This window comes from Streptacidiphilus jeojiensis, assembly GCF_042510965.1.
GTDB classification, from domain to species: domain Bacteria; phylum Actinomycetota; class Actinomycetes; order Streptomycetales; family Streptomycetaceae; genus Streptacidiphilus; species Streptacidiphilus jeojiensis.
In genome coordinates, this window is the sequence record NZ_JBEUKS010000004.1 from 536,339 (window position 1) to 555,231 (window position 18,893).

Genomic DNA, 18,893 nt, shown 5'->3' on the forward strand with positions numbered 1-18,893 from the left:
AGCCGGACGGTGGGCAGCGGGCCCGCCGTCCGGCCGGCGGTCATCCCTCGGAGATCAGGCCCTCCCGGAGCTGCGCCAGGGTCCGCGTCAGCAGCCGGGAGACGTGCATCTGCGAGATCCCGATCTCCTCGCCGATCTGCGACTGGGTCATGTTCCCGAAGAAGCGCAGCATGATGATCCGGCGCTCGCGGGCGGGGAGCCGGGCCAGCAGCGGCTTGAGCGACTCGCGGTACTCCACGCCCTCCATCGCGGTGTCCTCGTAGCCGAGGCGCTCCGCGAGCGGGCCGTCGCCGTCCTCGTCGGTCGGGGTGGTGTCCAGCGAGCTGGCCGTGTACGCGTTGCCGACGGCGAGGCCCTCGACCACGTCCTCCTCGCTGACGCCCAGGCAGGCGGCCAGCTCGGCGACGGTGGGCGAGCGGTCCAGCTTCTGGGCCAGTTCGTCGCCGGCCCTGGTGAGCGAGAGCCGCAGCTCCTGGAGCCGGCGGGGGACCCGCACCGACCAGCTGGTGTCGCGGAAGAACCGTTTGATCTCGCCGATGATGGTCGGCATCGCGAAGGTCGGGAACTCGACGCCGCGCTCGTTGTCGAACCGGTCGATGGCCTTGATCAGGCCGATCGTGCCGACCTGGACGATGTCCTCCATCGGCTCGTTGCGGCTGCGGAACCGGGCCGCGGCGTAGCGGACCAGCGGGAGGTTCAGCTCGATCAGGGTGTCCCTGACGTACGGGTGGTCGGGGTGCTCGGGGGTCAGCGTGGCGAAGCGCTGGAACAGGCTGCGGGAGAGGGAGCGGGTGTCGAGCCCGGCCTCCGCCTCGGTGGCGATCTCGGGCTCCGCCGGCGTACCGGGCGTCGCGCCCGGAAGGATCGGAGCTTCGACCTCGGCCGCCCGGGGGGCGGGGAGGACTGCTGCGTGGGAGTGAACCTCAGGGCTGCCCAGTTCTACGGACACGCTACCCCCTCATGGTGACAAAACCGCCGCTGCCCGAGTCGACAAGGCGACGACTCGATGTACCTCCACTGGGATACCGGCTCAGCATCCATCGCAAACCCCAACACGACCAGACGTCACGCGATGGTAACGCGCTGCAATGCTGGCTTTGGCACGGAAAGTGACGGATTGTCACCAAGTGAACTGCAGGTTTGAAACGGCCCCGGGCGGGCCCGGGAATCAGTTCTCCCAGGCGTTACTGCTGCGTAGCCGGGCGAAGATCCGTGCCAGCAAACGGGATACGTGCATCTGCGACATTCCGAGCTCGGTACTGATCTGGGACTGCGTCAGATTGCCGAAGAAACGCAACATCACAATCTGTCGCTCACGGTCGGGCAGCTGCACCAGCAGGTGCCGGACCATGTCCCTGTGCTCCACATGGGTGAGGGCGGAGTCCTCGTACCCCAGCCGGTCGAGCAGGGCCAGGCCGCCGTCGTGCTCCTGGGTGGCCTCCAGTGAGGTGGCGTTGTAGGCGCGCCCGGCGTCCAGGCAGGCCCGGACGTCCTCCTCGGGGATGCGCAGGCTGGCGGCGATCTCCGGCACCTTGGGCATCCGCCCGTGGGCCACCGTCAGATCCTCCATGGCGGCACTGACCTGGACCCACAGCTCCTGGAGCCGGCGCGGTACGTGCATGGTGCGGACGTTGTCGCGGAAGTAGCGCTTGATCTCGCCGAGGATGGTCGGAAGGGCGTACGTCGGGAACTGCACGCCCCTGGTCGGGTCGAACCGGTCGATGGCGTTGATCAGTCCGATGGTGCCGACCTGCACCACGTCCTCCATGGGCTCGCTGCGGCCGCGGAAGCGGGCGGCGGCGTAGCGCACCAGGGGCAGGTTCACCTCGATCAGCGCGGCCCGGACGTGCTCGTGCTCCGGGGTCCCCGGGGTGAGCTCGGCCATCCGTTCGAAGAGCACGCGTGTGAGGGTGCGGACGTCCACACGGCTGGAGTCGACCGGCGCGGGAGCCGCTGGCGCGTCACCTTCGTCCTTTGCGCTCCCCTGTGTCTGCACCGACACGCCACCCCTCGCGAGCTCCATGGAGGCGCAACGCGTGCCCCAGTTCACCATCCGGCAAACCGGTCATAGCATCACAAGAGGGATGCTATTCGGGCAAGCACCACATATGGGCGTGTTGATCTCGGTCGGTACCCAGGAGTGAATCGGCGCCGCCGTCCGGTCCTGCTCCGGGGTGGCGGCGCCGGGGCGCGCTGTCGGGGTGCTGTCGGTGGGCTGTCGGGGTGTGGCCGGTGGGCTGCCGCGCCCCCGGGGGCCCTGGACGGGAGGGGAGGTCCTAGACCTCGATGTCGGCGATCACCCAGGTCGCGAACTCGCGCCAGAGGGCGACCCCGGCCTGGTGTGCGGGGTGGGTGAGGTAGGCCTGCAGCGCCTCGGTGTCGTCGACCAGGCTGTTGATCGCGTAGTCGTAGGCGATGTCCCGGACCGTCAGGTTCCAGCCGCACTGCCACTCGCGCAGCTCGTCGATCTCCTTGCCGAGCCCTTCGAACGCCGCGACGCCGGCGAGTACCCGCGGCTCGTCCTTGGCGACGCCCTCGTTCAGCTTGAAAAGGACCAGGTGGCGAATCATGGATGGCTCCTCGGGAGTGGTGTCCGACGGCCCGAGGCTACTTCACGGCTCCCGCGACGGATGCTCCGACGGATGGTCCGGCAGATGCTCCGGCCGGGACAGCAGCCTCACTTGACCAGGCTGGTCATGAAGGTCCCCACCGACTTGGCCGCACTGGAGATGCCCGTGAAGCCGACCTGCACCAGGTCGGCGGCCCGCACCGGAGACGTGATGATCGTATAGAGCACAAAGATGACCAGGCAATACATCGCGATCTTCTTCGCCTGCCCCATGACCCCGCCCGCCTCCCAGCGCCCCACTCCTATGGCCGAAGCTTAGTGCTCCCGGATCCGGTCGTGGACGGCAATCCCGGGCCGGATCCCACCTGCCCCTTCCGTGCCCCGGCTAAAGTCCCGGTGAACCCGAAGGGACCAAGGTCCCCCCGGAAGGGGACGCTTGCCGGGTGCGCTGCCCTGCTCCGTGCAGCAGAGTAGAAGGTGTACCGAGCGGGTCTGGCAGGAACCTCCCGGTACACGGACCGGAGTCCCCGCTGTGGGACCGGCCGCCGCGGCATCCCCCCGACGCGACGGCCGGTTGTGGGACTCCGCCGGGGGAGCGGCCTGTCCCCCCACGGCCGCTCCCCCCTCCTTCCGGCAGTACCTTCCGGACCTTCCGGCAAGCCCCCTCCCCGGGTTCTGGTGATCAGCACCCGGGTGCAGGGGGTTTCGTCATGTCCGGCGGCTTCCCGTCGGGCTGGCGTCCCGTCCCGCCCGGCCGTGGACGTCAGAGCGCCAGCGTGCAGATCACCGAGGGGATGGCGGCGGCCGGGGCGGGCTGCTCCAGGGAGCCGTCGTCCAGGATGCGCAGGGCGGCGACGGTGCCGCTGTACTGGTTGGCGACGAGCAGGTGACCTGCGGTCAGGGCCAGCCCACGGGGCCAGCTGCCACCGCTGGGGGTCTCCCCGACGGGCTGCAGGGTGTCGCCCTCGACCCGGAAGGCGGCCACCGTGTCGGCGCCGCGGTTGGTCATCCAGACGAAGCGGCCGCAGGGCGAGGCGACGATGCCGCCCGGCTGGTTGTGGGTGTCGGCCGCGGTGGCGCGGACGCTGGAGACCTCGGTGAAGGTGCCGGCCGCCGCGTCGTAGCGCAGGCCGGTGACGGACGAGGAGAGCTCGTCCGCGATCCAGGCCAGGTCGCCGGCGGGGGCGAAGGCGAGGTGCCGGGGTCCGGATCCGGCCCGCAACTGGTTGGCGACGACCAGCTCCAGGGTCCCGGACACGGTGTCGAGCCGGTAGGTGTAGACCGTGTCGGTGCCGAGGTCCACCGCGAGCACATGGCGGCCGGACGGGTCGACGACCACCTGGTGGGCGTGGCTGACCTCCTGCCGCCCGGCGACCGGACCGCCGCCCTGGTGGAAGGCGACATCGGTGAGCTCGACCGGGACGCCGTCCTCGTCGAGCCGGTGCACGGCCACCGTGCCGGCGATGGTGTCGTCGCCGTAGTTGGCGGTCAGCAGCCAGCCGCCGTCCGGGTGCACGCTCAGATGGCAGGGGTTGGTGCCGCCGCTCGCGATCGGGGACCCCAGCGGGACCAGCGCGCCGTCCGGCTGCCGGGCGAAGGCGCTGACGGTCCCGGACACGGACTCGTTGGTGCTGTAGACGACCCGCCCGGACGGGTGGGCCACCAGGAAGGAGGGGCCGCTGACGGGGACCTCCGGCAGGGCGGCGTCGACCGTGAGCGTGCCCGTCTCCGGGTCGAACCGCAGAGCGGCCAGGCCGATGGCCTCACCACCGGTGTCCGGGGTGTAGGAGCCGGTGTGGACGAGGAGACCGGGGTGCGGGCCGGTGGGGGCGGGGTGCGCTGTCATGGGGATCAGTGTCCACGGTGGGGCGTCGGTGCGGCGGAGCGGGTGCCGACTGTTCGCGCCGACCCCGCACCGCACCGCACCCCACCGCACCGCACCCCACCGCACCCCACCGCACCGCACCCCACCCCACAGCACCGCAGCCCACCGAGCTAGGCTGCTGCTCAGCCGTGCTGACGGGATGTCACCAGCCGCGGGTGGAGCCCGCCTCGCGCTCGATGGTGAGGTGGTCGAACGCCGTGCCGGACTCGGTCAGGGCGGTCAGCTTCAGCTTGGCGGTCGCACCCTTCCGGGCCGGGACCACGTCGACGCGGAGGAAGGAGTAGCCGGTGTAGCGGACCCGGGACCAGTCGATGGTCTCGGCGACCTTCACCGAACCCTTCTCCCAGTGGTAGGTGACCAGCTCGTCCACCCGGTGCTCGTTGCCCTCGTAGGTGTCCGCGTAGTCGAAGCTGTAGAGGCTACGGCCGGCGGCACCCGCCGTCACGTACACCACGCCGTCCTCGGCCGGACGGATGCTCGCACCGCTCGGGGCGGCCTTGGACGCCTTGCCGCCGAGGATCGCGTCGGTGCGCTCGTAGACGTGGTTGTGGCCGTTGATCACCAGGTCGACCCGGTACTGCTCGAACAGCGGCACCCAGGCGTCGCGCACCCCGCCCTCGGAGGCGTGCTGGTGGGTGGTGGAGAAGGCGCAGTGGTGGAAGAAGACGACGATGAAGTCGACCTCCGCGTCCTGGCGGAACTCCCGCAGCCGGCGCTCCAGCCAGGTGGTCTGCTTGCCGCTGGTGATGCCGTTGTTGGCCGGGATCTCGTAGGAGACGTCGTTGGCGTCGAGGGAGATCACGCCGACGTTGCCGTAGCGGAAGGAGTAGACGCCGCTGTCCTTGGTCGGGCCGTTCTCGGGCAGCGAGAAGCGGGCCTCCTCGCCGCCGTAGCCGGTGGGCGAGTACCAGGCCTCCATGTCGTGGTTGCCGTAGGCGACCATCCACGGGATCTTCGACGCCACGGTCTCGGTCTGCGCCAGGAAGCTGTCCCAGGTGGTCGCGGCGTAGTCGGCGCTGTCGCTCTCCAGGCCCTGGCCGTCGGGGTCGGCGTAGCAGATGTCGCCGGCGTGCAGGTGGAAGGCCGGCTGCTGGGCCAGGATCACGTTGTCGTTGGCCAGCGCGTGGGCGCTGACGCCCTGGTCGCCGAAGGCGGTGAAGGTGAAGGCGTCGTGCGCGCTGCTGCCCTCGCCGCGGCGCGGGGCCGGGGCGGTGGTGAAGGTGGACAGGGTGGCGGCGTGCGCCGGGTCGGCCGGGTCGAAGCCGGTGTGGCCCACCCCGTAGTAGTAGGTGGTGCCGGGCTGCAGGTGGTCCAGCGCCACGTGCAGGTAGTACTGGTCCAGCGCGGCGGAGGTGGCGGTGAGCGCGGGGGTGTGCAGGTCGCGCAGCTCGGCCGGGATGCGCTGGCCCAGCTCGTGCGGATGCCGGCCGAAACGCAGGAAGGGCTTCTTGACGGCGGCCGGGACCTGCCAGGAGATCCGGAACTGGGTGCTCGGGTCGGCACCGAAGGCCAGGTGGCGGCCGACCGGGGCGACCAGGGAGCCGTCGATCCCGTCGGTGGCGGAGCGGGTCACCAGGTCCGGCGCGGCGGCGAAGGCGGGGGAGCCGAGCACGCCGACGGCCGTGAGCGCACCGGTGGTGGCCGCGCTCGCGCGCAGGATGCCTCTTCTGGAGTACCCGCGGGAGAACCGTCGGCGCAGGTAGTCGTGCTGCTCGGCCATGCTCATCTGCTCGGCGAGGTGGTCGGGAATGCCCATCCGTGGAATGTCCATGTGGCGGGACTCTGGCAGCGTGAGGTGAAGCCGAGAGGGCGCGGACATGAACACCGAACAGCCATGACCAATGAGCCCAACTCGCTTTCGGGGCTGGACATATGACGTGCTTGGCGGAGTCACAGCGGGCCCTCAGCCACCCCCGGGCCGCGACCGCGCTGCCACTGCGCTGCCACCGCACCGCATCGCACTGCGCACCACTGTCCAGGCCCGCACCAGCGGCCCCGCAGGACCCGCCGGTGCTGCCGCGAAACGGCTGTGACCAGGCGTAACACGCCTCGGGCAGAAGCCGGAACCGGCCTGTTCCGTTCTCTTCCGCCTTCGCGGGTTCGGTGCGACTGTCGCGGTCATGGCATCCACAGAACCGTCCTCGCCCCCCTCTTCGCCCCCGTCCTCGCCGCCGTCCCCGCCCTCGCCCCCGCCCCCGCCCGTGTCCGGATCCCCGTCCCCCTCCCTGTTACGTCGCCGGCGGCGGCGCGGGGCCGCTGCGGCGACCGCGCTGGCCCTCGCCGCAGCCATGCTGACCGGAGGTCAGCTCACCGGGGCCACCCGCAGCTCCGCCGCCGCCGCGAGTTCAGCACTCTGGTTCGACACCGCGACCGCCGACCAGGTGGTCGTCACCACCGACAGCAGCGGTGCCCCCGTGCTGCGGGACGGCTACGGCCGCGAGGTGGTGCTGCGCGGGTTCAACGTCTCCGGTGAGTCCAAACTCGCCGAGAACGGCTACCTGCCCTTCGCCACCCGCGCCGACGCCGACATCGCGGCCGCCGCGATGCGCAAGCTGACCGGCGCCGACCTGATCCGGCTGGTGGTGTCCTGGGCGGGGGCCGAGCCCACCCCCGCCGGCGTCGACACCGGCTACCTGAGCGCCCTCACCGACCAGATCCAGGCCTTCACCTCACGCGGCATCAGGGTCCTCATCGACTACCACCAGGACCTCTACTCCCGCGCGCTGTTCAACCAGGGCAGCTGGTACACCGGCGACGGGGCGCCGGCCTGGGTGGTGCAGGCCGGCGGATACCCGCAGGAGTCCTGCGGCATCTGCGTGCAGTGGGGCCAGAACTACCTCACCAACGCGGCGGTCACCGAAGCGCTGCACGACTTCTGGCACAACCGGACGCTGACCACCTCGGCCGGCGCGGTGGGTGTGCAGACGGCCTTCCTGGACCAGGCCCAGCAGTCCATGGACTACCTGCGCCAGCACCTCTCCGCGAGCGACTTCGCGCAGATCGTCGGCGTGGACCCGTTCAACGAGCCCTCGTCCGGCAGCTACGACTCCGGGCAGACCAGCACGACCTGGGAACGGGACCTGCTGTGGCCGTTCTACCAGCGGTTCCGGGCCCGGATGGACGCGGCGGGCTGGCAGTCCAAGACGGCCTGGGTCGAACCGCTGGCCTTCTGGGACGTCAACGTCAACGTCGGCGGCACCTCGCAGCCCGGGGGCTTCCCGCTGGTGGCCTCGCTCGGCAGCCGCTACGTCTTCAACACCCACTACTACGACGCCAAGGCGCTCAGCGGCATCCTGATGCTGGGCAAGGCGACCGACGGGCAGTACAGCTCCACCTTCGCCGGGTTCCGGCAGCGGGCCGCGGCGCTCGGCAGCCCGCTGGCCGTCACCGAGTTCGGGTACCCGCTCACCGGCTACACCTCGGACAAGGGCCCGAGCGTGGAGAAGGCGACCTACCAGGCGCTGGACTCCACCGCCACCGGCGCGGCCTGGTGGAGCGCCGCGGCGGGCGGGGCGCCCACCGGCACCGTGGTCTCCGGCACCCAGTGGCAGTGGGACATCTACAGCGGCCAGCACCACGAGCTGATGAACGACAACCCCAGCAAGGTGCAGACCAGCGGCGACGGATGGAACGGCGAGGACTACTCCGTCGTCCAGCAGGGGAGCTCCGGCGTGGCCCTCCGGGTGGACCAACTGCTGGTCGACCGGGTCTACCCGCGCGCCGTCTCCGGCGACGCGCTGGCCTTCAGCTACGAGGACCTGTCCCGGGACGGCAGCACCACCATGCGCTGGAACACCGTCCCCGGAACCCTGCCGAACGTCGCGGCACTGTTGGCGACCGGCGGCCCCTACGCGGTGCTGACCTGGCGCTCCGGCAGCACCGATGCACCCACCGAACTCCACCTGCCGCAGGCCTTCGACCCGGCCACCACCACGGTGGTCTCCGACCTCGGCACCCTCCGCGGCCTGCCCTCCTACACCGCCACCGGCGAGGTCGCCGACCACCCGGTCGCGGTCGCCCCGGACGAGGCCGGCGACGGCTCCAACCGGCTGCTGCTCTCCAGCAGCTCCCCGGCCGGAACCCTGCACTACGCCCTGATCGCCGCCGGTGCCCCCGACTCGGCGTCCCAACGCACGGCCGCAGCCAAGGAACTGGCGGCCTGGTCCGGCACCGGCTGAGCGCGGGCGGCTGAAGCGCGGGCGGCCGAAGCCGACCTGCCCGGCTCAGGCGGTGGCGGGTCGGTGGATGAAGCCGGTCAGCGGTGCGATGACCTTCCAGCCGAGCGTCTCGTAGAGCGCTCGGCCCTGGTCGGTCGCGCCGAGGACGCCGGTGGCCGCACCGTTCTCGACGGCCGCGTTGGCGAGCGTGCCCATCACGGCCGTCCCGAGGCCGAGGCGCTGATGGGCCTTCTCGGTGGAGATCCGGTCGAAGACGCAGGCGGCATCCGGAGCATCCGGCCGTCCGGTCTGGCCGCCGGCGGCGAGCTCCCCGTCGGCGGCCAGGATCCGTACACAGGTGACACCGTCGGCCGTCTCGACGGTGGCTGAGTAGCCGTCAGGCAGCTGTACAGCGGACGGGCGCAGGTCCACGCTCATCAGGAAACCGGGGCTGTCCGGCTCCCACCCGGAGCGGAACCACGGCCGCATCACCTCAGGTTCGAGGAAGGCCTTGATCCAGGTGGCCGGCTCGGTGACGGAGTCGACGAGCCCGCGGGCGGTCTCCACGTCGGTGTCGAGCAGGACGTGCCGGACCGTCTGGGTCGGCAGTCCGACCGCGATGCTGAGTCCCCACGGCGTGTCCACCGGCTTCGGCGTCCGCCGTGAGACGGTCCATCCCTCGACCCATGAGCGTGCGATCTCCAGCATCCGAACAACCCTCCGAACAGTCCTCTGAGTAATGGTTGAGTACTGTACTCGGATATTACACAGGGCTGTCAGGAGCGATCGTCGCGCATGAGGGTGTTCAACTCCCGGTAGTCGAGGGCCTGGTCGAGCGTGCTGTAGGTGCCGCTGCGCACCAGTTCCTCGGCGGCGCGACGAACCGCCGCATAGGCGGCCAGGGCCGGCGACGAGCCCAGACTGACCCGGGCGACACCCAGCCCGGACAGTTCGGCGACGCTGGGCGCGCCCGGCCCGACCAGGATGTTCACCGGTGCGTCGATGCCGGCGGTCAGGGCCGCGACGGTGGCGGGGTCCGTGACACCGGGCACGAAGACGCCGTCGGCGCCGGCGTCGAGGTAGGCGCGGGCCCGGTCCAGCGTCTCCGCCAGGCGCCCCTCGGGGTCCCCCACCGCGCGCAGGTAGGTGTCGATCCGGGCGTTGACGAACAACGCCACACCGGCCGCGTCCGCGGCGGCGCGGGCGGCCGCGATGCGCTCGGCCTGCTCGCCGGTGGGACGCAGCGGGGAGACCGGCTCGGTGTGGGCGTCCTCGATGTTCACCCCGACCGCGCCAGCGGCGACGACCAGGCCCACGGTCCGGCCGACCTCGGCCGCGGTCTCCCCGAAGCCGCTCTCGATGTCGGCGCTGACCGGCAGGTCCACCGCCGCCACCACCCGCGCGATCAGCGCGACGGCCTGCCCACGGTCGAGCCTGTTGCCGTCGGGGGCCCCCAGCCCCCAGGCCACCCCGGCGCTGGTGGTGGCCAGCGCCGTCGCCCCGGCCGCCTCGACGACGCGGGCACTGGCCGCGTCCCAGACGTTGGCCAGCGCCAGCGGAGCCAGCGGATCGTGCAGCGAACGAAACAGCCTGGCGTGATCGTCCTGAGTAGTCATACGCCCCATTCGACCAGCCCCCGCCGCATCCCGCTGGCGGTTTTCCGACAGGCTCAGCGGCCGAAGTAGCCCGCCAGATCGCCGACCAGGTCGACACGGCCCGACTGGTTGTAGAAGTCGACGTTTCCGCCGGAGCCGATCGGGATGAAGGCCGCGTTGGGCCGGGTCGTACCGCGGGCCGGGTTGAGGGTGGAGGTCTGCGGCGCCTTGGTCCAGGGCGCCGGCCAGGCGGTGACGGTGGTGTCGACGGTCGGCAGCGCCGCGGTCAGGTTGGTGGCCACCGCCAGGGCGTTGGTGGGCACCCCGTGCGAGCCGGCGATGTGGACGGCGACATAACTGGCGGCGCCGACGGCCCCCTTGCGGACGCCGGTGCCCGACCGGGTGTCGAAGATCCGGACCGGAGTCAGAGGTACGAACGCCGCCGCCGAGGTCGCGGTGGTGTAGTAGCCCTCCAGGTCGGCGATCAGGTTGACATGGCCGTAGCCGTTGGTGAACTTCACCGTGCCGTCCGGGGCGACCGGGACGGTGACCAGGTTGGGGGAGATCTGGCCCTTGCCGAAGTTCAGGTCGGACGCCGAGGGCCGGGTGGTGTTGCCCGGGTAGACGACCGCATAGCCGGAACTGTCGGCGTCCGCCGCGGTGACATTGAGGACGACGGCGGTCACCCCGGGGTACTTCGCCAGGTTCAGCCGCAGGGTGTCGGTGCCACCGGGCCCGATCTTCGCCTCGGGTACTCCGCCGGTTCCCTTCCTGGTGTCCATCACCCGGACGGGCGTGAGCGGTTGGTAGTAGCCCTGGTCGGCCGCGGCCTTGACGTCGGTGAAGTAGCCCTGGACGTCGGCGACCACGTCAGTGGTCCCGAAGGCGTTGTACAGGTCCACGTAGCCGTCACTGCCGACGGAGACGGTGACCTGGTTGGGCACGGTCTGACCGCTGGTGAAGTTCAGGTTGGAGGTGCTCGGGACGGGAGCTCCGTCCGGGTAGGCCGCCAGCCAGCCGCCGGAGCTGGACCCGGTGACCGTCACATTGAGCGTCACCGCGGTGACCCCGCTGGAAGGGAGCCCTCCGGCTCCGACGATCTTCAGCCGCAGGGCCTTTCGGGCGCCCAGCTTCCCCTCGGCGACTCCGGTGCCGTTGCGGGTGTCCAGCAGCCGGGTCGGCCGGACCGGGACGAAGGCGTCGCCCACGGTGACCGTCTGCTTGACCGTGGTGCTGCGGCCGTAGACGTCGGTGACGGTCGCGGTGGCGGTGTAACTGCCGGGCTCGGCGTAGTGGTGGACGGCGGTCGCGGTCGTGCTGCGTGCCGGGACGGCGGCGGCCAGCGTCCCGGTGCCGTCCCCGGGGTCGACGGTGGCGGAGGCCAGGTAGGTGTTGCCCTGGACCTTCAGCGACTCCGTCTGCGGGGCCGAGGCGGAGGCGGGGGCGGCGGGGAAGGAGGCCGAGAGCGGGGCGGGGGTGGCGATGGGCGTGTACTCCCCTCCGTCCATGAGGCCTTCGCTGTCCGTCGTCGGGATCTGCTCCCCGTCCGGCAGTACCGCGTAGACCTTGGGGTAGGCGACCTGGCCGGCCATCGTGAGCGGATACCTGTAAGTCGCCTGTGGCTGGGCGCTGGTGGTCGTCGGCGTAGACCCGTCGAAGTAGAACGCATACGAGGTGACGCTGGTCTTCCACGGGTTGGACGTCGTCTGCGCCCGGACGGTGTAGGCCAGCGGATCGGCCGGATCGTCGGCGGTTGCCGGACCGTTGAAGTCGAAGGTGTAGGGGTTCTGGGCTTCCACCGCGCCACGGTCGACCGGCGCGCTCGTGGCATCGATGTCCTTGACCAGCGGATCCTGTACAGCCCTGAGGTCACCGTAGACGTCCCGTGCGGGTTCACCCGGTGCATCCGCGCTGCCGGAGTCGATCGCCGGCGATGGATCGGCCGGCTCCCAGGCGCGGGCGCCCACCGTGCGGAGATCTGCATTCGCATAGAGATCATGGGCACCCTGCTGAGAGGCGGCCTGAAAGGCGGCCACCGTGGCATAGGTCGTCCCCGCCCAACTGTAGGGATCCCCTGCTGAGGTCGGGCCGAGCAGGTTGTAGTCCACGGTTGACCCGGTCGTGGAGGCTGCCGAGATCGACAGTAGGCCGTCCGCGGCCCCCTGGCAGTTGCTGCCCGACACGACGTTGTTCTCGATGGTGGCGCCGTGCGAGTCACCGGAGAGGGCGATTCCGGTGTCGCAGATCTGCGAAACCGTGTTGGCCACGACGACGGAATCAGGAGCGTCGGTCAGGGATATGCCGGTCGTGTCGAAGTTACTCGGCGAATCTACGACGTTGCCGGTGATGGTCGTGTCCGTCGCGCCACCCTCCACCCTCACGCCGCTGTTGCTGCCCCCGGCATACATGAACAGCCCGGACAACGTCACATTGTGGCTTGCCCCCTGGACGAGGAACGAGCCCATGGCGCTGAAACTGTGCAGGACCGAGATGTCCGACGAGTCCTTGACCGTGACGGCACCGGCGCCGTACCTGAAGCCCCGCAAGGTGACGTCATGAACACCCTGGAGCACGAAGCCGGAGCCTCCGTCGGCGCTCGGCTGTGTGTCGAGATCGAGCACTGAGCCGTTCTCCCACCCTGCGTCGCCCTTGAAGACGATGGGGTGTCCGGGCGTGCCCGAATGAGTGACGGTCACCGTTCCGCTGTAGCTGCCGTACGCGACCTCAACGGTCTGGCCCGCTTGGACCGCCAGTGCGGCCGCCTGGATGCTGCAGTAGGGGATGCCCTGGGTCCCCGCAGCCGCGTCCGTGTCCGAGCAGGCGGCGTTCTTCTTGTCCACGTACAGCGTCGTGCCGTCGGCGGAGGCCGGTGCCGCCCCGACGAGCATGGCGGCGGACGGCAGGACGAGCCCGAGGCTGAGCATGATGGCGCCGAACCTGACGGCACGTCCGGATATGCGCGAAGAGCGCACGTTCCCCCCAAGGAACAGTGTGATGATCCACGCGATTGTGCCGCACGGGGCGGTTGGCCCGCCACAAGGCTAAGCGGGCGTTCCGTGCCGGCCCGTCGGGTCTCAGCGGGAGGACATCAATGGTGCCGGTGCCGCGCTCACCACGTACAGGCCGGTGTCCTTGCCGGTGGCGCAGACAGATCCACCCCTGTCGCCACCAGGGCTGCCGACGCGTGCGGGTCATCCGTCGCTCCGAGCGGGCAGTCGGCAGGGAGCGACTTCCACACCCGGTCCCAGACCGAGGCGGTTACCAGTGCGATGACCTGCTGCATCGTCAGTGCCTGCTGCGATCCGTCCGTCTCCTCGCGGAAGATCATCGACCGACCCTTGGGCGCTTTCCAGTAGAGAACCCGTGGGGCCGGCCGTCACCGCGGTCCTCGCGGTGGGCGCTGGTGCGGTCCCGACCGGTGCCGTACCGGAACCGCCGCCGCCCAGCAGTGGTATCCCCACGGCGGCCACGACACCGAGCACGGCCGCACCGGCGAGGGCCTGCCCCAGCGCCTCCTGCACCAGATCCTCGGCCAGGTGCGCGTCACCGGCCGTCAGCAGGAACGCCGTCCGGAACAGCTGCCCGCTCCGGCCCACCGCGAACTCCTGGAAGTCGACGGACTCCTGTGCGCGGACCCGGGACCGTGCCGCCGTATCGGCGGCCGTCATGTGCTCCATGCCCCACTAACGCCACGGCGCAGCGGTTCTGTTGCAGCAGGTGTCCGGGGAGAGTCGACCCTGCAGCTCGGCACAGGACTTGAGGGACCCGGCCGTGTGCCCTCGCGATGGTGTGTCAGACGATGGCGAGCCGGTCCACCAGTAGTTCCACCCTTCGCCCGGCTTCTGCCGGTGGCAGCCGTCCGACGCGGGTCAGGGTTGCCAGGCCGTGCAGGGCTGCCCAGAAGACCTCGGTGAACAGGCCGGGGTGGACGCCGTCGCCGGCGACCGCGGCGAGGGTTTCCAGCAGGGCGGCGAAGGCGTCCTTGAGGGGTTCGGGGGTGTCCTCGCGGGCGAAGGCGAGGCCGCCGTCGAGTTGGAAGATGGCGTCGTAGACCGCGGGGTTGTCCGTGGCGAAGTCGAGGTAGGCGTGGGCCAGCGCGGTGACCTTGGCGCGCGGGCCGTCCGCGGCGGAGGTCGCGGCCCTCACCGCCGCGGCCAGTTCGGTGGCGCCCTCCAGGGCGACGGCGCCGATGATCTCGCGCTTGCCACGGAAGTGGCTGTAGAGGACAGGCTGGCTGTACTCGATGCGCTCGGCGAGCCGGCGGGTGGTGACCGCGTCCCAGCCCTGCTGCTCGGCGAGTTCGCGGGCGGTGGCCACGATGAGGCGTTCGCGGTGCGCCCGTTCGCGTTCCTTGCGTTCCTGTACCGACATGATTCGATCCTAGCACCGCTAGACAACGGAGCGGCAGTAGTACTAGCGTTGCCTCATCAGTTAGCAGCGCTAGATCCCAGGAGGGGTCATCATGCTCAACGCACTCGAGGTCCTCACCACCGTGGTCGTCGGCGTGATGGTGGGGGTGGAGTTCTCCGTCCTGTTCGTCATCAACCCGATCCTCGACGCCCTGCCCGAGGACAGCGGCCAACTCGGCCACGCCCACGGGGGGCGGATGCTCGGCGCCGTCATGCCGTTCTGGTACATCGGCTCACTCGTCCTGGCCGCGCTCTGGGCCGCCACCGGATGGCACCACCACGGCACCGGCCTGGTCCTCATCGCCGCCGGACTGCTGATCCTCAGCGTGATCATGTCGGTGCTGCTGCTCGTCCCGATCAACAACCGCAACAAGGCCTGGACCCCCGAGAACCGCCCCGAGGACTGGAAGGAGCAGCTGAACCGCTGGCTCCGCTTCCACTACGTCCGCGTCGCCGTCATCATCGCCGCCTTCACCCTGCTGGTCACCGCCCTCACCTGACCCGCAGTCGGACACCACGCCGGCCGGCCCCGACCAACCGTCGCCAGCCTGCCGCCGACGACGAACGAAGCCCCGTCCGAACCCGGACGGGGCTTTCGTTTTTCCTGCTCAGAGCGGTAGCGGTGGGATTCGAACCCACGGTGAAGTTGCCCCCACACACGCTTTCGAGGCGTGCTCCTTTGGCCGCTCGGACACGCTACCGTGGGACAGCCTACCGGACGTGGGGCAGTGCTCCTAAACCGCTTTTGTCGGGTGGTCGGGGCCGGTCGGCGGCACTCCGGCCCGCTGGGTGTCGAAGAAGGCGGTCAGGGTGGCGGCGCAGTCCTGGGCGAGGACGCCGGGGACCACCTCGGGGCGGTGGTTGAGGCGGCGGTCGCGGATCACGTCCCAGAGCGAGCCGGCCGCGCCGGCCTTGTCGTCCCAGGCGCCGTAGACGACCCGGTCCAGCCGGGAGAGGACGATCGCGCCCGCACACATGGTGCAGGGCTCCAGGGTGACCACCAGGGTGCAGCCGCTCAGCCGCCACTCCCCGACGGCCCTCGCCGCCTCGCGGACGGCCAGGACCTCGGCGTGGGCGGTGGGGTCGCCGACGGCCTCGCGTTCGTTGTGGCCGCGTCCGACGACGGCGCCGTCGCGGTCCAGCACGACCGCGCCGACCGGTACGTCGCCGCTCGGCAGGGCGAGCTCCGCCTCGGCCAGGGCGAGCCGCATGGCGGGGGCCCAGCGGTCGCGGAGCGGGTCCGGCCGGGGGCCGGTGCGGGAGAGGGGGTGCTGCATGGCATCCAGTCTCCCGCACCGGCCCCCGGCCGGCGGCTACCGCACCGCCTCCAGGACGTCGCCCACGCCCAGGGCGTCGGCGATCTCGGTGAGGGCGTCGCCGGGCACCGAGCCCTCGACGCTCATGTCCATCAGTTCCTTGGCGCCGACGCCGAACTCGATCAGCAGACCGGCGTCGCCCAGCGGGCCCGTCGGTACGCCGTCGGGATCGACAGCCGCGTCCTCGTCGTCGTCCTCGTCCTCCCCGTCCGCGGAGGCGTCCTCGTCCAGATCGACCACCAGGTCGTCCAGGTCGCTGTCGGAGTCACGCCCCAACAGCTCGTCGGTGAGGACGATCTCCCCGTAGGCGCTGCGCGAGGCGGCGGCCGCGTCGGAGACGAAGATGCGCGGGTCCTCCTCGCCGTCCACCCGGACGACGGCGAACCAGGCGTCCTCCTGTTCGATGAAGACCAGGACGGTCTCCTCGTCCTCCGCGGCCTCGCGCGCCAGGTCAGCCAGGTCAGCGAGGGTTTCGACGTCGTCAAGCTCGGTCTCGCTCACGTCCCACCCGTCCTCGGTGCGAGCGAGCAATGCAGCGAAGTACGCCACCAGCGACTCTCCCAGGTCTTGGCCACAGGACCGGACCCGCTCTTCCGCGCGTCCGGAGTCCAGGGGTCCGTGCGAACGCCCCATCGGCATCGTGACAGAAAGCGGGCCGCTCCGGGGAGTGTTCTGCTGTGCGTCTTCGCTGGTCGTGTCGCGCACGGGGGGTGGCACTTCGGTGAGTTGCGGTGGGAATGCCCGGCTGGTGGCCCGGTCGACGGGGCGTCAGATCCGGAAGGTGCGCATTCTCACGGCCTGTCGCATCCGCTCGGTCTTGGTGCGTCGCGGGTGCACCCGGGCCTGGAGCTCGCGGGCCTCGGTGAGCTCGCGCAGGAAGGCGGCCCGGCGGCGGCGGCGTTCCGCGGGGGTCTCCGAGCCGGCCTGCTCCTCGGGTCCGGCGCTGTCTGCGGGCTGGGCGACCATGCCTGCCCCTCCGATCGGGGTGGTTTCGTCCCTCTCACCTTCCCACTTCGACAGCCGGGACACATATTTTACAGGTGCATGCCAGAATCGCTGCTGAATGCGGGCACGGGAGGTCGTCTGCGTGTCCACGCTCGGTTAGTGTCGCCTCATGCGGATTCATGTCCTGGACCACCCCCTGGTGGCGCACAAGCTCTCCACGCTGCGCGACGAGCGCACCGACTCGCCCACCTTCCGCCGCCTCGCGGACGAGCTGGTGACCCTGCTGGCCTACGAGGCCACCCGGGACGTGCGCACCGAACCGGTGGAGATCACCACCCCGGTCGCGGTCACCACCGGCACCCGGCTGAGCTACCCCCGGCCGCTGGTGGTGCCGATCCTGCGGGCCGGTCTGGGCATGCTCGACGGGATGACCCGGCTGCTGCCGACCGCCGAGGTCGGCTTCCTCGGCATGGTGCGCAACGAGCAGACGCTCGAGGCGTCCACCTATGCGACCCGGATGCCGGACGACCTCTCCGGCCGCCAGGTCTACCTGCTGGACCCGATGCTGGCCACCGGCGGGACGCTGGTGGCGGCGATCCGGCTGATGATCGAGCGCGGCGCGGACGACATCACCGCGATCTGCCTGCTGGCGGCCCCGGAGGGGGTCGCCGTGCTGGAGAAGGAACTGGTCGGCCTGCCGGTCACGATCGTGACCGCGGCGGTGGACGACCACCTCAACGAGCAGGGCTACATCGTCCCCGGACTGGGCGACGCGGGCGACCGGCTCTACGGGACCGTGGGGGACTGAGGCCGGCTCAGCAGTGGGCGGCTGAGGCGGACGGGCTGGGGCGGCTGGCCAGGGTGACCGCCTTGGCCGCCTGGGCCGGGGTGGCCAGGGCGGAGAAGCCGTTGCCGAGGACCAGGTCGACCGTGGTGTCGTTGCGCTTGTCGGTGACCGGGTGCGAGCCGGTGACCTCGGTGCCGAGCACGGTCATCATCGCCGCTCCGGCCTTGCCGCCGGTGATCTGGGCGCTGCCGGGCACCTTGTTCTCCAGGGCCGCCGGGGCGTTGCCGATCTTCCCGATGGTGAATCCGCGCTTCTTGAGCTCCGCGGCGGTCTGCCCGGCCAGTCCGGGCCGGTTGGTCGCGTTGTAGACGTTCACCGTGACGGCGGCGGGCTTGGGGATCGCACCCGGAACCAGCGCGGCGAAGGCTGCCGCGACCGGTGCTGCCGAGACGGGGGCGGAACCCGAGGGGGCGGCCGAGGCGGCTCCGGAGGCCTTGTCGGCCGAGCCCGCGGCGGTACCGCCTGCACTGCCGGCCGCCGTGGTGGTGCGGGTGCAGCCCGCCGCGGCGGTCTTCTTGTGCCCGCCGCCGAAGACGTCCACCAGCTGGAAGGTGCCCCAGCCGAGCACGGCCAGCACCACCACCCCGGTGACGCTCTGCACGATGCGCCGGCGCCGGGTGTTGGGCCGGGCCAGACGTGGATAAGTCGTACCGGTGATCCGGTACTGCTTTCCCTTGAGTCCAGGGGGAGTCAGCATGCTCACCGCGGGTGCCCCCTTGTGCAACGGGCTCGTCTGGAATGGTCGGACAGCCTGTGCGGCTGCTGTTCTCAGACTAGTGCGGTCGATCGACTCTGCGTACTAAAGGATCATCATCTGGCGTATCAGGGCACCCGAAAGGGTGCAACGGCACCCGATCAGTCCATCTCCAGCACGCGTGCGTGCAGGACCTGACGCTGTTGCAGGGCGGCGCGCACGGCTCGGTGCAGGCCGTCCTCCAGGTAGAGGTCGCCCTGCCACTTCACGACATGGGCGAACAGATCGCCGTAGAAGGTGGAGTCCTCGGCGAGCAGGGTCTCCAGGTCGAGCTGCCCCTTGGTGGTCACGAGCTGGTCCAGGCGTACCGGACGTGGGGCCACGTCCGCCCACTGACGGGTGCTGACCCGGCCGTGATCCGGGTAGGGCCGCCCGTTGCCGATGCGCTTGAAGATCACACGGAGAGCCTACCTGGC

At 70.7% G+C, this 18,893-nt stretch carries 19 protein-coding genes and 1 tRNA gene; 3 read left to right on the top strand and 17 right to left on the bottom strand.

From position 1 onward, the window contains the following. Nucleotides 1–40: 40 nt before the first annotated feature. The 6 genes from ABUW04_RS14625 to ABUW04_RS14650 form a co-directional block, all read right to left on the bottom strand. Nucleotides 41–865, bottom strand: a complete 825-nt coding sequence (locus ABUW04_RS14625) for an RNA polymerase sigma factor SigF (protein WP_380521386.1) — start codon at nt 863–865, stop codon at nt 41–43. A 303-nt stretch (nt 866–1,168) separates the two neighbouring features. Continuing rightward, entirely contained in the window at nt 1,169–2,023 is an 855-nt protein-coding gene (locus tag ABUW04_RS14630; protein ID WP_380564945.1) for an RNA polymerase sigma factor SigF, read from the bottom strand. Nucleotides 2,024–2,276: 253 nt separating this feature from the next. Beyond that, entirely contained in the window at nt 2,277–2,570 is a 294-nt protein-coding gene (locus ABUW04_RS14635) for a Dabb family protein (RefSeq protein WP_380564947.1), read from the bottom strand. A 107-nt stretch (nt 2,571–2,677) separates the two neighbouring features. Continuing rightward, nucleotides 2,678–2,842: a hypothetical protein gene (locus tag ABUW04_RS14640; protein WP_198037441.1), complete on the bottom strand. Its 165-nt coding sequence runs from the start codon at nt 2,840–2,842 to the stop codon at nt 2,678–2,680. Nucleotides 2,843–3,332: 490 nt separating this feature from the next. Further along, nucleotides 3,333–4,415, bottom strand: coding sequence for a lactonase family protein (locus ABUW04_RS14645; RefSeq protein ID WP_380564950.1), 1,083 nt, complete (start codon nt 4,413–4,415; stop codon nt 3,333–3,335). Between the two features lie 181 nt (nt 4,416–4,596). Then, the gene (locus ABUW04_RS14650) at nt 4,597–6,225 is read right to left on the bottom strand and encodes a purple acid phosphatase family protein (RefSeq protein WP_380564952.1); all 1,629 of its coding nucleotides are present in this window, start codon (nt 6,223–6,225) and stop codon (nt 4,597–4,599) included. Nucleotides 6,226–6,742: 517 nt separating this feature from the next. Between ABUW04_RS14650 and ABUW04_RS14655 the strand changes: the two genes are divergently transcribed. Beyond that, the gene (locus ABUW04_RS14655; protein ID WP_380564954.1) at nt 6,743–8,632 is read left to right on the top strand and encodes a cellulase family glycosylhydrolase; all 1,890 of its coding nucleotides are present in this window, start codon (nt 6,743–6,745) and stop codon (nt 8,630–8,632) included. A 45-nt stretch (nt 8,633–8,677) separates the two neighbouring features. On the opposite strand, the gene ABUW04_RS14660 is transcribed toward ABUW04_RS14655, so the two are convergent. From ABUW04_RS14660 to ABUW04_RS14680, 5 genes are all read right to left on the bottom strand, one after another. Further along, a complete protein-coding gene (locus tag ABUW04_RS14660) occupies nt 8,678–9,319 on the bottom strand; it encodes a GNAT family N-acetyltransferase (protein WP_380564956.1) in 642 nt (213 codons plus the stop codon). Nucleotides 9,320–9,387: 68 nt separating this feature from the next. Beyond that, a complete protein-coding gene (locus ABUW04_RS14665; protein WP_380564958.1) occupies nt 9,388–10,227 on the bottom strand; it encodes an isocitrate lyase/PEP mutase family protein in 840 nt (279 codons plus the stop codon). A gap of 53 nt (nt 10,228–10,280) precedes the next feature. After that, nucleotides 10,281–13,130 carry a PKD domain-containing protein gene (locus ABUW04_RS14670; protein WP_380564960.1) on the bottom strand — a complete coding sequence of 950 codons (2,850 nt, stop codon included), beginning with the start codon at nt 13,128–13,130 and terminating at the stop codon, nt 10,281–10,283. Between the two features lie 267 nt (nt 13,131–13,397). Beyond that, a complete protein-coding gene (locus tag ABUW04_RS14675) occupies nt 13,398–13,874 on the bottom strand; it encodes a hypothetical protein (protein WP_380564962.1) in 477 nt (158 codons plus the stop codon). A 124-nt stretch (nt 13,875–13,998) separates the two neighbouring features. Then, entirely contained in the window at nt 13,999–14,577 is a 579-nt protein-coding gene (locus tag ABUW04_RS14680; RefSeq protein ID WP_380564964.1) for a TetR/AcrR family transcriptional regulator, read from the bottom strand. 91 nt (nt 14,578–14,668) lie between these two features. On the opposite strand from ABUW04_RS14680, the gene ABUW04_RS14685 reads away from it, so the two are divergent. Beyond that, a complete protein-coding gene (locus tag ABUW04_RS14685) occupies nt 14,669–15,115 on the top strand; it encodes a DUF1772 domain-containing protein (protein ID WP_030253727.1) in 447 nt (148 codons plus the stop codon). 114 nt (nt 15,116–15,229) lie between these two features. Here ABUW04_RS14685 and ABUW04_RS14690 read toward each other — a convergent pair. The 4 genes from ABUW04_RS14690 to ABUW04_RS14705 form a co-directional block, all read right to left on the bottom strand. Beyond that, nucleotides 15,230–15,316 (bottom strand) — tRNA-Ser (locus ABUW04_RS14690). A 33-nt stretch (nt 15,317–15,349) separates the two neighbouring features. Further along, nucleotides 15,350–15,892, bottom strand: coding sequence for a tRNA adenosine(34) deaminase TadA (gene tadA, locus ABUW04_RS14695; RefSeq protein ID WP_380564966.1), 543 nt, complete (start codon nt 15,890–15,892; stop codon nt 15,350–15,352). A gap of 36 nt (nt 15,893–15,928) precedes the next feature. Next, entirely contained in the window at nt 15,929–16,480 is a 552-nt protein-coding gene (locus ABUW04_RS14700) for a tRNA adenosine deaminase-associated protein (protein WP_030253731.1), read from the bottom strand. A 219-nt stretch (nt 16,481–16,699) separates the two neighbouring features. Beyond that, nucleotides 16,700–16,897 (bottom strand): hypothetical protein, encoded by a 198-nt coding sequence (locus ABUW04_RS14705; protein ID WP_030253733.1) that lies wholly within the window; start codon nt 16,895–16,897, stop codon nt 16,700–16,702. 148 nt (nt 16,898–17,045) lie between these two features. Between ABUW04_RS14705 and upp the strand changes: the two genes are divergently transcribed. Then, the gene (gene upp / locus ABUW04_RS14710) at nt 17,046–17,684 is read left to right on the top strand and encodes a uracil phosphoribosyltransferase (RefSeq protein WP_030253735.1); all 639 of its coding nucleotides are present in this window, start codon (nt 17,046–17,048) and stop codon (nt 17,682–17,684) included. Nucleotides 17,685–17,691: 7 nt separating this feature from the next. On the opposite strand, the gene ABUW04_RS14715 is transcribed toward upp, so the two are convergent. Together ABUW04_RS14715 and ABUW04_RS14720 are read right to left on the bottom strand one after the other, a co-directional pair. Then, complete coding sequence (locus ABUW04_RS14715) at nt 17,692–18,420, bottom strand: LytR C-terminal domain-containing protein (RefSeq protein ID WP_380565045.1); 729 nt, start codon at nt 18,418–18,420, stop codon at nt 17,692–17,694. A 158-nt stretch (nt 18,421–18,578) separates the two neighbouring features. Next, nucleotides 18,579–18,875, bottom strand: coding sequence for a type II toxin-antitoxin system VapB family antitoxin (locus tag ABUW04_RS14720; protein WP_030253738.1), 297 nt, complete (start codon nt 18,873–18,875; stop codon nt 18,579–18,581). Nucleotides 18,876–18,893: the final 18 nt, after the last annotated feature.

Excerpts from the sequence above, each read along its gene's own strand:
- tadA (WP_380564966.1), bottom strand. The coding sequence starts at position 15,892 with ATGCAGCACCCCCTCTCCCGCACCGGCCCCCGGCCGGACCCGCTCCGC.
- ABUW04_RS14670 (WP_380564960.1), bottom strand. The coding sequence starts at position 13,130 with ATGCTCAGCCTCGGGCTCGTCCTGCCGTCCGCCGCCATGCTCGTCGGG.
- ABUW04_RS14650 (WP_380564952.1), bottom strand. The coding sequence starts at position 6,225 with ATGGACATTCCACGGATGGGCATTCCCGACCACCTCGCCGAGCAGATG.
- ABUW04_RS14645 (WP_380564950.1), bottom strand. The coding sequence starts at position 4,415 with ATGACAGCGCACCCCGCCCCCACCGGCCCGCACCCCGGTCTCCTCGTC.
- ABUW04_RS14660 (WP_380564956.1), bottom strand. The coding sequence starts at position 9,319 with ATGCTGGAGATCGCACGCTCATGGGTCGAGGGATGGACCGTCTCACGG.
- ABUW04_RS14630 (WP_380564945.1), bottom strand. The coding sequence starts at position 2,023 with ATGGAGCTCGCGAGGGGTGGCGTGTCGGTGCAGACACAGGGGAGCGCA.
- ABUW04_RS14635 (WP_380564947.1), bottom strand. The coding sequence starts at position 2,570 with ATGATTCGCCACCTGGTCCTTTTCAAGCTGAACGAGGGCGTCGCCAAG.
- ABUW04_RS14665 (WP_380564958.1), bottom strand. The coding sequence starts at position 10,227 with ATGACTACTCAGGACGATCACGCCAGGCTGTTTCGTTCGCTGCACGAT.
- ABUW04_RS14715 (WP_380565045.1), bottom strand. The coding sequence starts at position 18,420 with ATGCTGACTCCCCCTGGACTCAAGGGAAAGCAGTACCGGATCACCGGT.
- upp (WP_030253735.1), top strand. The coding sequence starts at position 17,046 with ATGCGGATTCATGTCCTGGACCACCCCCTGGTGGCGCACAAGCTCTCC.
- ABUW04_RS14705 (WP_030253733.1), bottom strand. The coding sequence starts at position 16,897 with ATGGTCGCCCAGCCCGCAGACAGCGCCGGACCCGAGGAGCAGGCCGGC.
- ABUW04_RS14655 (WP_380564954.1), top strand. The coding sequence starts at position 6,743 with ATGCTGACCGGAGGTCAGCTCACCGGGGCCACCCGCAGCTCCGCCGCC.
- ABUW04_RS14680 (WP_380564964.1), bottom strand. The coding sequence starts at position 14,577 with ATGTCGGTACAGGAACGCAAGGAACGCGAACGGGCGCACCGCGAACGC.
- ABUW04_RS14675 (WP_380564962.1), bottom strand. The coding sequence starts at position 13,874 with ATGACGGCCGCCGATACGGCGGCACGGTCCCGGGTCCGCGCACAGGAG.
- ABUW04_RS14685 (WP_030253727.1), top strand. The coding sequence starts at position 14,669 with ATGCTCAACGCACTCGAGGTCCTCACCACCGTGGTCGTCGGCGTGATG.
- ABUW04_RS14640 (WP_198037441.1), bottom strand. The coding sequence starts at position 2,842 with ATGGGGCAGGCGAAGAAGATCGCGATGTATTGCCTGGTCATCTTTGTG.